Origin of the sequence: Bradyrhizobium sp. LCT2 (assembly GCF_009931255.1) — a bacterium.
Classification (GTDB): domain Bacteria; phylum Pseudomonadota; class Alphaproteobacteria; order Rhizobiales; family Xanthobacteraceae; genus Bradyrhizobium; species Bradyrhizobium diazoefficiens.
Genome location: NZ_CP034432.1, coordinates 1,790,154 through 1,803,504 on the forward strand (window position 1 = coordinate 1,790,154; position 13,351 = coordinate 1,803,504).

Annotated in this window: 14 protein-coding genes and 1 tRNA gene; 11 read left to right on the forward strand and 4 right to left on the reverse strand. The window is 64.1% G+C overall.

The window, feature by feature from the left end; translation table 11 throughout:
* Positions 1-391 precede the first annotated feature (391 nt).
* The 3 genes from EI171_RS09050 to EI171_RS09060 form a co-directional block, all read right to left on the reverse strand.
* The gene (locus tag EI171_RS09050) at positions 392-1,435 is read right to left on the reverse strand and encodes an ABC transporter substrate-binding protein (RefSeq protein WP_161533155.1); all 1,044 of its coding nucleotides are present in this window, start codon (positions 1,433-1,435) and stop codon (positions 392-394) included.
* Positions 1,436-1,650: 215 nt separating this feature from the next.
* A complete protein-coding gene (locus EI171_RS09055) occupies positions 1,651-3,282 on the reverse strand; it encodes a tyrosine-type recombinase/integrase (protein WP_161533156.1) in 1,632 nt (543 codons plus the stop codon).
* Positions 3,283-3,376: 94 nt separating this feature from the next.
* Positions 3,377-3,451 (reverse strand) — tRNA-Thr (locus EI171_RS09060).
* A gap of 318 nt (positions 3,452-3,769) precedes the next feature.
* On the opposite strand from EI171_RS09060, the gene EI171_RS09065 reads away from it, so the two are divergent.
* The 5 genes from EI171_RS09065 to EI171_RS09085 all read left to right on the forward strand — a co-directional run bounded on the left by EI171_RS09065 (position 3,770) and on the right by EI171_RS09085 (position 7,787).
* Positions 3,770-3,958, forward strand: coding sequence for a hypothetical protein (locus EI171_RS09065; protein WP_161533157.1), 189 nt, complete (start codon positions 3,770-3,772; stop codon positions 3,956-3,958).
* Positions 3,959-3,998: 40 nt separating this feature from the next.
* Positions 3,999-5,705: an FAD-dependent oxidoreductase gene (locus tag EI171_RS09070; protein WP_161536947.1), complete on the forward strand. Its 1,707-nt coding sequence runs from the start codon at positions 3,999-4,001 to the stop codon at positions 5,703-5,705.
* A gap of 125 nt (positions 5,706-5,830) precedes the next feature.
* Positions 5,831-6,139 carry an EthD family reductase gene (locus EI171_RS09075; RefSeq protein WP_028173644.1) on the forward strand — a complete coding sequence of 103 codons (309 nt, stop codon included), beginning with the start codon at positions 5,831-5,833 and terminating at the stop codon, positions 6,137-6,139.
* A 189-nt stretch (positions 6,140-6,328) separates the two neighbouring features.
* Positions 6,329-6,838, forward strand: coding sequence for a hypothetical protein (locus tag EI171_RS09080; protein ID WP_060909319.1), 510 nt, complete (start codon positions 6,329-6,331; stop codon positions 6,836-6,838).
* A 124-nt stretch (positions 6,839-6,962) separates the two neighbouring features.
* On the forward strand, positions 6,963-7,787 hold the full coding sequence (locus tag EI171_RS09085; protein WP_161533158.1) for an alpha/beta fold hydrolase: 825 nt from the start codon (positions 6,963-6,965) through the stop codon (positions 7,785-7,787).
* Between the two features lie 38 nt (positions 7,788-7,825).
* Here EI171_RS09085 and EI171_RS09090 read toward each other — a convergent pair whose 3' ends face one another.
* Positions 7,826-8,467 (reverse strand): TetR/AcrR family transcriptional regulator, encoded by a 642-nt coding sequence (locus tag EI171_RS09090; protein WP_161533159.1) that lies wholly within the window; start codon positions 8,465-8,467, stop codon positions 7,826-7,828.
* 89 nt (positions 8,468-8,556) lie between these two features.
* Here EI171_RS09090 and EI171_RS09095 point away from each other — a divergent pair, with 89 nt between their 5' ends.
* The 6 genes from EI171_RS09095 to EI171_RS09120 all read left to right on the forward strand — a co-directional run bounded on the left by EI171_RS09095 (position 8,557) and on the right by EI171_RS09120 (position 13,247).
* A complete protein-coding gene (locus EI171_RS09095; protein ID WP_161533160.1) occupies positions 8,557-9,495 on the forward strand; it encodes an SDR family oxidoreductase in 939 nt (312 codons plus the stop codon).
* 26 nt (positions 9,496-9,521) lie between these two features.
* Entirely contained in the window at positions 9,522-10,181 is a 660-nt protein-coding gene (locus EI171_RS09100) for an NAD-dependent epimerase/dehydratase family protein (RefSeq protein ID WP_028173639.1), read from the forward strand.
* An 82-nt stretch (positions 10,182-10,263) separates the two neighbouring features.
* Complete coding sequence (locus tag EI171_RS09105) at positions 10,264-10,707, forward strand: DUF2948 family protein (protein WP_028173638.1); 444 nt, start codon at positions 10,264-10,266, stop codon at positions 10,705-10,707.
* Positions 10,708-10,983: 276 nt separating this feature from the next.
* Positions 10,984-12,279, forward strand: coding sequence for a histidinol dehydrogenase (hisD, locus tag EI171_RS09110; RefSeq protein WP_161533161.1), 1,296 nt, complete (start codon positions 10,984-10,986; stop codon positions 12,277-12,279).
* Complete coding sequence (locus EI171_RS09115; protein ID WP_011084075.1) at positions 12,276-12,773, forward strand: UPF0262 family protein; 498 nt, start codon at positions 12,276-12,278, stop codon at positions 12,771-12,773. Before hisD ends, EI171_RS09115 begins: the two co-directional genes overlap by 4 nt.
* A 6-nt stretch (positions 12,774-12,779) precedes the next feature.
* Entirely contained in the window at positions 12,780-13,247 is a 468-nt protein-coding gene (locus EI171_RS09120) for a low molecular weight phosphatase family protein (protein ID WP_161533162.1), read from the forward strand.
* Positions 13,248-13,351: the final 104 nt, after the last annotated feature.

A 13,351-nucleotide genomic window follows, 5' to 3' on the forward strand; every position in this document is an offset into this window, starting at 1 on the left:
CCAGCCCTATTCAAAGTCCGTGGAGATCATCAGGCGTCTGCGAGATCAGCAGCCGACATCCTGATGCACTTGATCGACGGGCAGGTATTCCGCGAGGTTTCAATCGAGACCGCGGAGATCGACGGGGGCTCTCGCGGTACTTCCTGACCTAGCACGTCCGTGTTGCCAGATGAGGCCACTGGCCTAGTTCCCTTGCCATATCGCCAGCGCCCCCGCGGCGGATGCGTGGTGAGCTTGGGCTCTGGCCCATCGGCGAAGTTGCGCTGCGCCTGACAGAGGTCCGCTCATGGCGGCAGAGCGGACCAGATTTGCTCAACTTGAGTTCTTCGCAGGTTGACCCAAAGCAGGCATAGGCCCCCACATTGTAAGGATCACAAAACCAAACGATGCACTATTCGATGATTTCATCAGCAGCAGCTATCAGCGTTGCGGGCGGCGTCATGCCTTCTGCGATGGCCGTCGCCTTGTTTAGGACTAGCTCGAATTTCACCTGCTGATTGATCGGGATGTCGCCGGGCCGTGCGCCCTTCAGGATTTTGTCCGTTATGTCTGCCAGCCGACGCAGCACATCAGCGAGATCGACACCATAGGACAGCAACCCGCCCACCTCGACGAATTCCCGATAAGGATAAATTGCCGGAAGGCGGTGCTCGACTGCGAGATCAACGATGAGTTTGCGGTTAGTGATGTGCTCGGCGGAATCGAAGAGTACGACCCCGTTGACGCCGTCGCTCATCATTGTCGCATAAGCGCGCTCATAGGCGGCGCGATCGATGCGTTGGTCGAGCCACATTGGCGCAATAGATATCCCGGCCCGCCTCGCATCGGCTTGAATGTGCGCTGACGATTTCTCCCACCAATCGACCGGCGCGGCGAGTAGAAATCTGACGTTCGTCACTCGTCCTCCAGCAATTTCGGAGAGAAGCTGCACACGCTTACCCCACAGATCGAACCCGCCATCGACACTCGCGCCGGTGACATTGCCACCTGGCCGGGCCATGCTTGCAACGAGACCAATCGCAACCGGATCGGAACTGGGGGCCACGATAGGAACTGTTGCAGTCTTCTGCTTGAAGCGTAACGCCAACGATCCACTAAGTGCCACTATCACGTCCGGCTTCACCGCCAGCACCTCGGCCACAAGATCGTCAGACTGGTTGGAGTGCCCGAGTCCGGAGAAGCGATCGATGATTACATTGCTGTCCTCGACGTAGCTGAGCCGCCTCAGCTCTGTGAAGAACGCTTTGAAGGTGCGCCGGCCGTCAATCGTCATGCCTGCCGGCTTTTCGGTAGGGTGGACCAGCGCGATGCGCTTGAGAGGCGCAGGGTTACGGGTCTGAGCGCGCGCGAGTCCCACCGGCGCAACAGCCACCGCGGCAGTCAATCCGGCTATGAATTCTCGCCTGCGCATGAATCCGGCCCAGGTCAACGCCATCGTAAATGCGAACGTCTTGGCAATGCGCTATTCTGACGCTGGTAAGCGATGGTGTCAAAGTTGTTTTGACCCTCGGTTCGCCGCTTTTGGCCCAAAGCGCCGGTTGCGGGACGTCCGCTATTCCGCCGCTGTCGAGCGTAGAGCAGACATCGGCGCTGCCCCGCTTGGGCGCTTATGGGTAAGCCATAACTGGCCCATCCGGGCCCTCAACGCCCTCAGGCCGGGGGCGTTGCTGCAATCCGGGGAATGGCGTTGATCACTCTGGCCATGGCGAGCACCGACACGTCGCCATAATCTTCGCCGGATGTTCGGGCCGCGTGGCCCTGAATGGCATCGATGACTCGCGGATCGAAACCAAGGTTACGACTGACTGAACTGAGGCGGTGCCGCCATGCGTGGTTAGGCTGGACCCGTTCGTCGGTTACAACTGCCCGAACAAAATCAAGAACACGTTTGTAGCTGCCTTTCGCGAACAGCGGGCCGTCTCCCGAGTCAGCGACGAAGCGCAACAACCCGAGTTCGATCAGGTGTGGGTGGACGGGGACCAGCCGGTAAGTCCCGGTCTTGATGCTTCCAGCAAGTGGATTGAGATCAAAAACATGGTGGCCTGACTCGGTGCGAACATCCTCTTTCCGAAGCTGTAACGCCTCCGCAATCCGGCAGCCGGTGTAGCAGGCGATCAGGGGAGCCCACCGTTTGGCGGCGGCCGTTCTCGGGTCTTCTTTCGGCTTCTGCAAGTATGAACAGCAAGCCTCGAAGATCGCGCCGGCTTCCTGATCTGTGAAGCCCTTCGGTCGGGTCCTGATTTTCTTTTCTGCCTTGACCTTGACTGCGTCGGCCGGATTGTTCGTCAGCTTCCGATTGTCTACGGCCCAGCCAAAAACGGATTTGATCCCCGGCAGATCACCGTCCTTCAGGGTCTTGGCAGTCACAACCTTCAGACGGGCATCCTTGAACGCAATCATGTCCTGCTCGGTCACGCGGTTAGCATCGTCGTGACCGAGATGCTTGACCAGTCGATCGATCGCACCCTTGTAAGTGTCATAGGTGGTCCGACTGCGGCCAGTTGCTCTCGCTTCAGCCCACCACAGGTCAAGCAGGCCGGTGATCGTCTGCCGCGGATTGATCGCTGCTACGCTTTCGATGGGTGGGAAGCGCTGCGCCTTCGGATCAGGGCTGTAGTCACCTTCAGCGTTGCGCCGGAGCTGCCAGCCGGCATCAAGGCTGGCCGTTCCGACAAGGCGCAGGAAGCGTCGCCGATCATTCGGGTTTAGGTGGATGCGCTGTCGGATCAGAACCCAATCCGCGAGCAGCCCGAACCGATCTTCCAGCGCGTCGTACTGATCGGCCGGGAAGGCGTTCACTGCGGTAGTCAGATCACCGGTTCCGAAGAGTTCAAGGGCGGTGTTCGCTTCGTTCGGCATCAACACGGCTGGCGGTGGGTTCTTGATGCGACCTTCGAGGGCCGCGCGACTGAGCGCCTTGTGATACATCCATGCGTCAGGTTCGCCCGGGTTATCGCGGTGGATTTCCTGATACAGTCGGTACGTCTCGCCGCTCAGCGCGACCATGTCTTTATGACTGAGACTGATCGGAGCCGCTTCTGTCAGATCGAATAGCCGGCGAAGATGATCCAGAGCGTTGGCCTGTCGCGCCTCCGCGATAGTCCTGTCGTCTGTCCCGAGGCTAAACGCTACGTCGCTTCCGATCGTCACCGTCCGAACGAATGGATAGTCGTCGGGCGTGCTGATGCTGAGCAACACGCGCTTGCCGCGTAGGCGGTCGACGATCTTGGTGGGAACACGAATTCGGAATTGGGGAACGGTCGAGCCGGCACGCTGGGACATCGAGAACTTCAGGGAAACCATGGGTCTGTGTGGCACTCTTGTGTGGCACTCAGGACCGAATTTCCAATAAAATCAACGCAGCCAATGGGATGAATGGTGCTGCCAGACAGGATTGAACTGTCGACCTCTCCATTACCAATGGAGTGCTCTACCACTGAGCTACGGCAGCATGTGCTGGGATCTAGAATCGGCCGCCACGAGGGGCCTACCAAGCGGGCCGATATCTGCCACAAGCCCCCCTCCTGTGCAAGCTTGCAAGCCCTGCCAAGACGAGAAAATCGGGCCGATATCGGGGCCAAAATGCCCGTTTTGGCTCGAAACGACCGCCTTTCCGTTGATTCGGGTTCCGATTTCCCCACCCAACTGGCCAGTTGGCCGGGCTGCCGGATTCGCCTCATTTGGAATTTCGCACGATCGGATCGCGCGGGCCTCTTGAGCTGCCACGTTCATTGGGCATGTTATCGCCGATCGCTGCAATGGACCGGTGATGGCTGACGAGAACGACAAGAGCACGAGGCCGGCGAGGGCGTCCCGGGACGACCGGCTGAAATCGGCGCTGCGCGAAAACCTGAAGCGGCGGAAGCTACAGGCGCGCGAACGCGCCGCAAGCGCCGAGCCCTCGCAGAATGACGATGCATCCCTAAATGAGGGGGCCGCCGGCAAGACCGGCGGTTAAAATCCGGCGGCTGGAATTTTTGGAGTTGAGCGACGTGGCAATGGGGCAAGACGGACAGCAACGAAACGACCGTGAGGCGCTGATGTCGCGGTTCACGCGCCCCGAGCAGACCTTTCCCGCGCTGACATCGGCCGAGATCGAGCGCATCAGGCATTTCGGCGAGCTCCGCACCTATTCGGATCGCGAGCTGCTGTTCGAGACCGGCAAGCCGGGACCCGGCATGTTCGTCATCCTGAAGGGCCACGTCGCCATCACCCAGCGCGACGGGCTCGGTCATGTCAGCCCGGTGATCGACCAGGGACCCGGCCAGTTCCTGGCCGAACTCGGCCAGCTCTCGGGGAGGCCGGCGCTGGTCGACGGACGCGCCGAGGGCGATGTCGAGGTGGTCCTGATCCCGCCGGACCGGCTGCGCGCCCTGCTGGTCGCCGAAGCCGAGCTCGGCGAGCGCATCATGCGCGCGCTGATCCTGCGCCGGGTCAGCCTGATCCAGGGCGGCGTCGGTGGCCCGGTGCTGATCGGGCCGTCGAACTCCGCCGGCGTGGTGCGCCTGCAGGGCTTCCTCACCCGCAACGGCCAGCCGCATCATCTGCTCGATGCCGACAGCGAGCACGACGCGGCCGAGGTGATCGCGCGTTATTCGCCGAAGCCGGAGGATTGGCCGCTGGTCGTCACCGCCGACGGCAGCGTGCTGCGCAATCCCAGCGAGATCGAGCTCGGGCGCGCCATCGGCATGATCGGCGGGGCGAAGGATGATCGGATCTACGACGTCGCGATCGTCGGCTGCGGGCCGGCAGGGCTAGCGACCGCGGTCTACGCGGCCTCTGAAGGCCTCTCGGTCGCGGTCGTCGACACCCGCGCCTTCGGCGGCCAGGCCGGCGCCAGCGCGCGCATCGAGAACTATCTCGGCTTTCCGACCGGCATCTCGGGGCAGGCCCTGGCCGGCCGCGCCTTCACCCAGGCGCAGAAGTTCGGCGCCGAGATCATGATCCCGATGTCGGTGAAGTCGCTGGACTGTTCGCGCAGTGGCGGCACCTTCGCCCTCGCGCTGGATTGCGGCGACACATTGCGCTCGCGCGCGGTGGTGGTCGCGAGCGGCGCGCGCTATCGCCGGCCGGAGATCGCAAAGCTCGACACGTTCGAGGGCCGCGGCGTCTGGTACTGGGCCTCTCCGGTCGAGGCGAAGCTGTGCGCCGGCGAGGAGGTCGCCCTGGTCGGCGCCGGCAATTCGGCGGGCCAGGCCGCCGTGTTCCTGTCGGGTCACGCCAAGAAGGTGCTGATGATCATCCGCGGCGGCGGTCTGGGCGCCAGCATGTCGCGCTATCTCATCGAGCGCATCGAAGCGACGCCGAACATCGAATTGATGTTCAACACCGAGATCACGGCGCTCGAGGGCGACGAGGCCTCGCTGCTGCGGCGCATCCGCTGGAAGAGCCGGCTGTCGAGCGACGAGGATTCTGCCGACATCCGCAATCTCTTTCTGTTCGTCGGCGCCGATCCCGCCACCGGCTGGCTCGACGGCTGCGGCGTGACGCTCGATCGCGGCGGCTTCGTCGTGACGGGCGCGCAGTCCGAGCAGAACCAGGGCCGGCTCGTGGCGCCGCTGGAGACCTCCGTGCCCGGCGTCTACGCCGTCGGCGACGTCCGCTCCGGCTCGGTCAAGCGCGTCGGCGGCGCCATCGGCGAGGGCGCGCAAGTCGTCGCATCGCTGCACGGCTATCTCGGCGACGCCGCAAAACCGGCGCTTTAGTCAAGGAGAAGGCAAGGGAATGGCAAGTCGAATCCGGCTTGCCATCTTGCTGCGTCCCACAGACTATCGCCTGGTCGCGAGGCCAATCGCGCGTGGAAAAACAAGGATTCCCAAGGGAGGACTCAATGGCTGAAATCGTCGTGCTCTACAAAACACCCAAGGATGCTGCGGCCTTCGACAAGTACTACGCCGAGACCCACATTCCGCTCGCCAAGAAGCTTCCCGGCCTGAAGAAATACGCCGTCAGCAAGGGGCCGGTCGCATCTCCCGCAGGTCCTTCCGGAATCCATCTCGTCGCCATTCTCACCTTCGACAGCGTGGCCGACATTCAGGCGGCATTCGCCAGTCCGGAAGGCAAGGCGACAGGCGCCGACGTGCCGAAATTCGCGAGCGGCGGTGCCGACCTCTTGATCTTCGACACCAAGGAAGCGTGAACAATCGATTCAATTTGGGTCGAAGCCTGCTGTCGTTTGTGACAGCGATGCAAAAAATTCAGCCATGCGTTTGTCGATTCGCACGATGACGCATGGCTTTGCCCATGCGTGTGACGACAACGCATGTGGCAATCTCATGAGGGGCGTAATACTAATCTCCATCTCAATGCAGAGAGTAGGAGAGATGTCATGGTTCTTGGGTTGAGCTTGCCCGTCTTCACGATGGTCCATGTCATCATAAGCCTGATCGCCATCGTCGCCGGCCTCGTCGTGATGTTCGGCCTGCTCGGCTCGAAGCCGATGCCGGGCCTCACCGCGATCTTCCTGCTGTTCACGATCCTCACCAGCGCGACCGGCTTCCTGTTTCCGTTCAAGGAGCTGTTGCCCTCGCACATCATCGGCATCATTTCGCTGGTGCTGCTCGCGATCGCCTGCATCGCGCTCTACGGCATGAAGCTCGCGGGCGTCTGGCGCCCGGTCTACATCGTCACCGCGATGATCTCGCTGTACTTCAACGTCTTCGTGCTGGTGATCCAGTCGTTCCTGAAGGTGCCGGCGCTCGCCGCGCTCGCGCCCGCCGTGCCGCCGGCGCCGCCGTCCGGCCCGGTGTTCGCCGTGGTGCAGGGCATCGTGCTGGTGTTCTTCGTGGTGCTGACCATCGGCGCCTGGCGCCGCTTCAAGCCGATGGCGTTTGCCTGATCGCACGATTCTCGTGGTCTCGGGCGGTGCGGGGCATCGCCCTTGGAACATCGCGCAACCATCTTGATGTCGCCGGCTCGCGGTTCGCGGGCCCCGGAATGATTCTCACTGAAGGAGCCCCACCATGCCCACCATCACCACCAAAGACGGCGTCGAGATCTTTTTCAAGGACTGGGGCTCGGGCCAGCCGATCGTGTTCAGCCATGGCTGGCCGCTGTCGTCGGACGACTGGGACGCGCAGATGATGTTCTTCGTCGCGCGCGGCTACCGCGTCATTGCCCATGACCGCCGCGGTCACGGCCACTCGTCGCAGGTCGCAGACGGCCACGACATGGATCACTATGCGGACGATCTTGCGGCGGTCACCGCGCATCTCGACCTGAAGAATGCCATTCACGTCGGCCATTCCACCGGCGGCGGCGAGGTCGTGCATTACATCGCGCGCCATGGCGAGAGCCGGGTGGCGAAGGCCGCGATCCTCTCCGCGGTGCCGCCGCTGATGGTGCAGACCGCAGCCAATCCCGGCGGCCTGCCGAAGAGCGTGTTCGACGACTTCCAGGTGCAACTCGCCGCCGGCCGCTCGGCGTTCTATCGCGACATCGCCGCCGGCCCGTTCTACGGCTACAACCGTCCCGGCGCCAAACCGTCGGAAGCGGTGATCCAGAACTGGTGGCGTCAGGGCATGATGGGCGGCGCCAAGGCGCATTACGACGGCATCGTCGCGTTCTCGCAGACCGATTTCACCGAGGATCTGAAGAAGATCAACGTGCCCGTGCTGGTGATGCACGGCGACGACGACCAGATCGTGCCTTACGCCGATTCCGCGCCGTTGTCCGCGAAGCTGCTCAAGAAGGGCATCCTGAAGACCTACAAGGGCTTCCCGCACGGCATGCCGACGACGCATGCCGAGACCATCAACGCGGACCTGCTGGCGTTCTTCAAAGAGTAAGTCCGCGATTACCCTCCCCTCCAGGGGAGGGTAATCGATCACTTCAATATCGCCCTGATCGCATCGAACGTGCGCTTCACGAAAGCCTCCGGCTTCTCCCGCGCACCTTCGCCGATCCAGCTCTCGCCGCCGACGCGCATCGCGCCGGTGGCGATCATGGCGACGAGCCGGGCCTTCAGCCGGTCCGACTTGCGGCCGGAGCGTTGCGTGAGCCCGTCCGCGAGCGCGCGCTCGAGCTTTTCGTATTTGAGCTGGTCGCGCGCGTGGAGCGCGGGATTGTCGCGCTTGAGCCGCGACATCGCTGCCGCCTCGGTCGGATCGATCCGCTTGACCGCCGCGGCGATCGCATTCTCCGCCGCCGTCAGCATGGATTCGTCCGCAGGCCGTGCGAGAATCTCGGAGACCAGCGCCGCCGCGGCATCCTCCTGCCAGGCGGCGACCACGTCCTCCTTCGAGGCGAAATAGTGGAAGAAGCTGCGGCGCGACACATCGGCGGCGGCCGCGATGTCGTCGATAGTCGTGGTCTCGAAGCCGCGCTCCAGGAACAGCGCCATCGCCGCGCGCTTCAGTCGCTCGCGGGTCTGCTGCTGCTTGCGCTCGCGCAGGCCGGGCGCCGCCGGGGATTTTTCTCCGGAGGACAAGGGCTTGGCGCGTCTGCTAGCGTGCTTCGAAGTCTTCAAATTATTTCACCTCTTGCAAATTTGCACTTAGTGCACATTTAGACCGGTCGCGGGCCTTATTCCACCCCCTGATAGCCTGGAGCTATGGCATGACCGACTGGACCACGGCAGACATCCCCTCCCTCAGCGGCAGGACCGCCGTCGTGACCGGCGCGACGGGCGGGCTCGGCTACGAGACGGCGATGGCGCTGGCGGGCGCCGGTGCCATTGTCATACTCACCGGACGCAACGACGCAAAGGGCCTGCGGGCGATCGAGGGCATTTGCGAGCGGTTTCCCAATGCGCTGATCGCCTACGAGCATCTCGACCTCGCCAGCCTGTCCTCTGTGGCCGATTTCGCCAAGCGCTTTGCCGCCGGCAACGAGCAGCTCGACCTCCTCGTCAACAATGCCGGCGTGATGGCGCTGCCGAAACGGCAGCAGACCGAGGATGGCTTCGAGATGCAGCTCGGTACCAACTATCTCGGCCATTACGCGCTGACGGCGCGCCTGTTGCCGCGGCTTCGCCGGGCGAAAGCGTCTCGAATCGTCAATCTCTCGAGCCTCGCGCACCGCTCCGGCGCGATCAATTTCGATGATCTGCAAGGCAAGCGTTCCTATCGTCCGTGGCGGGCCTATTGCCAGTCGAAGCTGGCGATGCTGATGTTTGCCTTGGAATTGCAGCGTCGCAGCCTCGCCGCCGGCTGGGGCGTGACCAGCGTTGCCGCCCATCCCGGCTACGCGCGGACCGATCTCATTGCGAACGGGCCGGGCGCCAATACGCTCCAGTGGCGCGTCGGCCGTTGGCTGCAGCCGTTTATCAGCCAGTCCGCCGCCGAGGGCGCGCTGCCCACGCTGTTCGCGGCGACCTCGCCGGCGGCCGAGCCCGGCGGCTATTACGGTCCGAACGGGTTCTATGAATTGAAGGGGCCGCCAGCGCCGGCGAAGATCATGCCATGGGCCAAGGATTTCGCCGCGGCGGCCATGCTGTGGGATGTCTCGGCAACGCTGACCGGTGTATCCTTCGACGACATCGCGGTCGCCGCATGAGCCGCGACGCTGTTGGGGACGTCCCGATGCAAGTCATCATCTTTGGCGCGACCGGCATGGTCGGGCAGGGCGTCTTGCGCGAGTGCCTGGTCGATGCCGGCATCGACCGCGTGCTCGTGGTCGGCCGCAGTCCGACCGGCGTGCGCAACGCCAAGCTCACCGAGATCATCCACGACGATTTCACGAACTATTCGGCGATCGAGTCTCAACTGACCGGCTTCGACGCCTGTTTCTTCTGCCTCGGCGTCTCCTCGATCGGCATGAGCGAGGAGCGCTATCGTCATCTCACCTATGACCTCACGCTCGCCGCGGCGACGACGCTGGCGCGGCTCAATCCGCAGATGATTTTCACCTATGTCACCGGCGCCCGCACCGACTCCACCGAGCAGGGCTCGCGGATGTGGGCGCGGGTCAAGGGCAAGACCGAAAACGATCTGCTCAAGCTGCCGTTCAAGGGCGCCTACATGTTCCGGCCCGGCGCGATCCAGCCCCTGCATGGTGCCCGCTCCAAGACCGCCTGGGTGCAGGCCGTGTACGCCGCAACCTGGCCACTCTGGTCGGTGCTGCGCCGGATTTCGCCGCGGCTCGTCACCTCCACCGAGCAGATGGGCCGCGCCATGATCCGCGTCGCCCGGGAGGGGTATCCGCGCAAGGTGCTGGAGATGGAGGATATCAATAGCCTCTAGTCCGCCGGGTCGTTAGTTCTAAGGAAATTTCCGCGGCCGCGCGCGTTGGGCCGTATCCGCCCCCCCAGGAGAAATGCCGGCGATGTCGCCCCAGCTCAAACTGATCGCGCTCGATGCCGACGATCTCGCCGTGATCTCCACCCATGTGCAGGATGCCCGGGTGCAGGCCTCGGACATCATCTGGCGGCAGAGCGAGAAGCGGCTGGTGGTGGGCATGAGCCGGCTGGACTGGGAGCAGACGCTGGACGGCGAGACCGAGCCGCGCCGGCTGGTTGCCGCGCTCCGCTTCGACCGCGTGCTTGCCTGCAAATCGCGCAACATCGACCTCGGAGCCCCGGACGAGGTTCTGGACCTCGTCGGCATCGAGTTTCACCCCCAGGACGGCCACGACGAGGAGCCCGGCGGCAGCGCCCTGCTCTTGTTCGCCCAGGGCGGCGCCATCCGCCTCGATGTCGAATGCCTCGAATGCGAGCTGACCGATCTCGGGGCGGACGAACTGGGGACGGGGATCGAAGCGGAGGGGTGAGGAATGGGAATGACCCCACTCCTGCTGTCGTCCTGGCGAAAGCCAGGACCCATTACCACCGGTGGTCGTGATGGAGTGGGCCGGAACCACATCCTGCTTCAATTACAACAAGTTGGGGTAGTGGGTTCTGGCTTTCGCCAGGACGACATCGAAGCAGGATGGCGATGGGCGACGACGACGTCTGCCAAGGGTTGACGGCGGGAGGCCGTCGCGCCATTGAGCAGGGGACCTGGTGCGCCAATCGCCCCGAGAAACCAGCCAGAAGCCAAGCCAGACATGCCCGTTCGTCTCGACCGCAGCAGCGCCGATTTTGACCAGCGATTCGCGGCCTTCCTCGCCGCCAAGCGCGAGGTCTCGGCCGACGTGGAAGCCGCCGCGCGCGCGATCGTCGACGACGTGGCGAGGCGTGGCGACGCGGCCCTGCTCGAGGCCACGGCGAAGTTCGACCGGCTGACACTGGACGCATCCGGCCTTCGCGTCTCGGCCGCCGAGATCGAGGCTGCGGTGAAGGCCTGCGATGCCGCGACGCTGGATGCCTTGAGCCTCGCGCGCGACCGCATCGAGACCTATCATCGCCGCCAATTGCCGAAGGACGAGCGCTTCACCGACCCGCTCGGCGTCGAGCTCGGCTGGCGATATACCGCGATCGAGTCCGCCGGCCTCTACGTGCCCGGGGGAACTGCCGCCTATCCGTCCTCGGTGCTGATGAACGCGGTGCCCGCGAAGGTCGCCGGCGTCTCGCGCCTCGTGATGGTGGTGCCCTCGCCGGACGGCAAGCTCAATCCGCTGGTGCTGGCGGCGGCAAAGCTGGGCGGCGTCACCGAGATCTACCGCGTCGGCGGCGCGCAGGCCGTCGCCGCGCTCGCGCACGGCACCGCCACCATCGCGCCGGTCGCAAAAATCGTCGGTCCCGGCAATGCCTATGTCGCCGCAGCCAAACGGCTGGTGTTCGGCAAGGTCGGCATCGACATGATCGCCGGTCCCTCCGAGGTGCTGGTCATTGCCGACGACACCGGCAATGCCGACTGGATCGCCGCCGACCTGCTCGCACAGGCCGAGCACGACACGAGCGCGCAATCGATCCTGATCACCGATTCCGCACGGCTTGCCGCCGATGTCGAGAAGGCGGTCGAGGCGCAGCTGAAGACGCTGCCGCGCACCGCAATCGCGAGCGCCTCCTGGGCCGAATTCGGCGCCATCATCATGGTGAAGAATCTCAACGACGCCATCCCGCTTGCGGATGCGATTGCCGCCGAGCATCTCGAGATCATGACGATCGATCCCGACGCGCTCGCCGCAAAGATCCGCAATGCCGGCGCGGTGTTCCTCGGCGCGCATACGCCGGAGGCGATCGGCGATTATGTCGGCGGCTCCAACCACGTGCTGCCGACGGCGCGCTCGGCGCGGTTCTCCTCGGGCCTCTCGGTGCACGACTTCATGAAGCGCACCTCGATCCTGAAATGCGGCCCGGATCAGCTTCGTGCGCTGGGACCTGCCGCGATGACGCTTGGCAAGGCGGAAGGGCTGGACGCCCATTCGCGCTCGATCGGATTGCGCCTCAATCTGTCATGACAAAGCCGCCCGAACAGGACGACTCCAACAATCGCATCGTCGCGGTCACCCTCGACGAGGAATCGATCGGCCGTTCCGGGCCAGACATCGAGCATGAGCGCGCGATTGCGATCTACGACCTGATCGAGCAGAACCTGTTCGCGCCGGAGGGCGCCGACGGGAAGGGGCCGTTCACGCTGCATATCGGCATCACCGGCAACCGCCTGATGTTCGACATCCGCCGCGAGGACGGCGCGCCCGTGGTCGTGCATCTGTTGTCGCTGGGGCCGTTCCGCGGGATCGTGAAGGACTATTTCATGATCTGCGACAGCTATTACCAGGCGATCCGCACCGCGACCCCGGACAAGATCGAGGCCATCGACATGGGCCGCCGCGGCATCCATGACGAGGGATCGCGCACGCTCCAGGAGCGGCTGAAGGGCAAGGTGCGGGTCGACTTCGAGACCTCGCGCCGGCTGTTCACGCTCATTACTGTTCTGCACTGGAAGGGGTAAGCGCGGATGGCTGCGCCCCCACGCGCACGCGATCCGCAATCGGTGCTGTTCGCCTGCGCGATGAACAGCGTGCGCTCGCCGATGGCCGAGAGCCTGCTGCGGCACATGTTTCCGCAGGGCCTCTACGTGAAGTCGGCCGGCGCCAGGAAGGGCGAGCTCGATCCTTTCGCCGTTGCCGTGATGGCCGAGCTCGGCCAGGACATCTCCGTCCACAGGCCGCAGACCTTCGAGGAGCTGGAGGACTGGGAGGGGCTGAACTTCGACCTCATCATCACGCTGTCGCCGGAGGCCCATCACAAGGCGCTGGAGCTGACCCGCACGCTCGCCGCCGACGTCGAATACTGGCCGACCCACGATCCCACCACCATCGAAGGCAGCCGCGACCAGAAGCTCGCCGCCTACCGCGAGGTCTGCGACCAGCTGCTGCTGCGCATCCGCCGGCGCTTCGCGAAAGTGGGCGCAGCGAGCGGGTAGCATCCGGCGGGCGTAACACCCGCGTCACAGACTGCAGGCACAGGCATGTCGGACACCTCGAATCAGCAAAGTCCGGGTTCCCGGGTTGTGAAATCAGCCCCCTT

Coding starts and splice junctions, on each gene's coding strand:
- EI171_RS09050 (WP_161533155.1), bottom strand. CDS start 1,435: ATGGCGTTGACCTGGGCCGGATTCATGCGCAGGCGAGAATTCATAGCC.
- EI171_RS09055 (WP_161533156.1), bottom strand. CDS start 3,282: ATGTCCCAGCGTGCCGGCTCGACCGTTCCCCAATTCCGAATTCGTGTT.
- EI171_RS09065 (WP_161533157.1), top strand. CDS start 3,770: ATGGCTGACGAGAACGACAAGAGCACGAGGCCGGCGAGGGCGTCCCGG.
- EI171_RS09070 (WP_161536947.1), top strand. CDS start 3,999: ATGGGGCAAGACGGACAGCAACGAAACGACCGTGAGGCGCTGATGTCG.
- EI171_RS09075 (WP_028173644.1), top strand. CDS start 5,831: ATGGCTGAAATCGTCGTGCTCTACAAAACACCCAAGGATGCTGCGGCC.
- EI171_RS09080 (WP_060909319.1), top strand. CDS start 6,329: ATGGTTCTTGGGTTGAGCTTGCCCGTCTTCACGATGGTCCATGTCATC.
- EI171_RS09085 (WP_161533158.1), top strand. CDS start 6,963: ATGCCCACCATCACCACCAAAGACGGCGTCGAGATCTTTTTCAAGGAC.
- EI171_RS09095 (WP_161533160.1), top strand. CDS start 8,557: ATGACCGACTGGACCACGGCAGACATCCCCTCCCTCAGCGGCAGGACC.
- EI171_RS09100 (WP_028173639.1), top strand. CDS start 9,522: ATGCAAGTCATCATCTTTGGCGCGACCGGCATGGTCGGGCAGGGCGTC.
- EI171_RS09105 (WP_028173638.1), top strand. CDS start 10,264: ATGTCGCCCCAGCTCAAACTGATCGCGCTCGATGCCGACGATCTCGCC.
- hisD (WP_161533161.1), top strand. CDS start 10,984: ATGCCCGTTCGTCTCGACCGCAGCAGCGCCGATTTTGACCAGCGATTC.
- EI171_RS09115 (WP_011084075.1), top strand. CDS start 12,276: ATGACAAAGCCGCCCGAACAGGACGACTCCAACAATCGCATCGTCGCG.
- EI171_RS09120 (WP_161533162.1), top strand. CDS start 12,780: ATGGCTGCGCCCCCACGCGCACGCGATCCGCAATCGGTGCTGTTCGCC.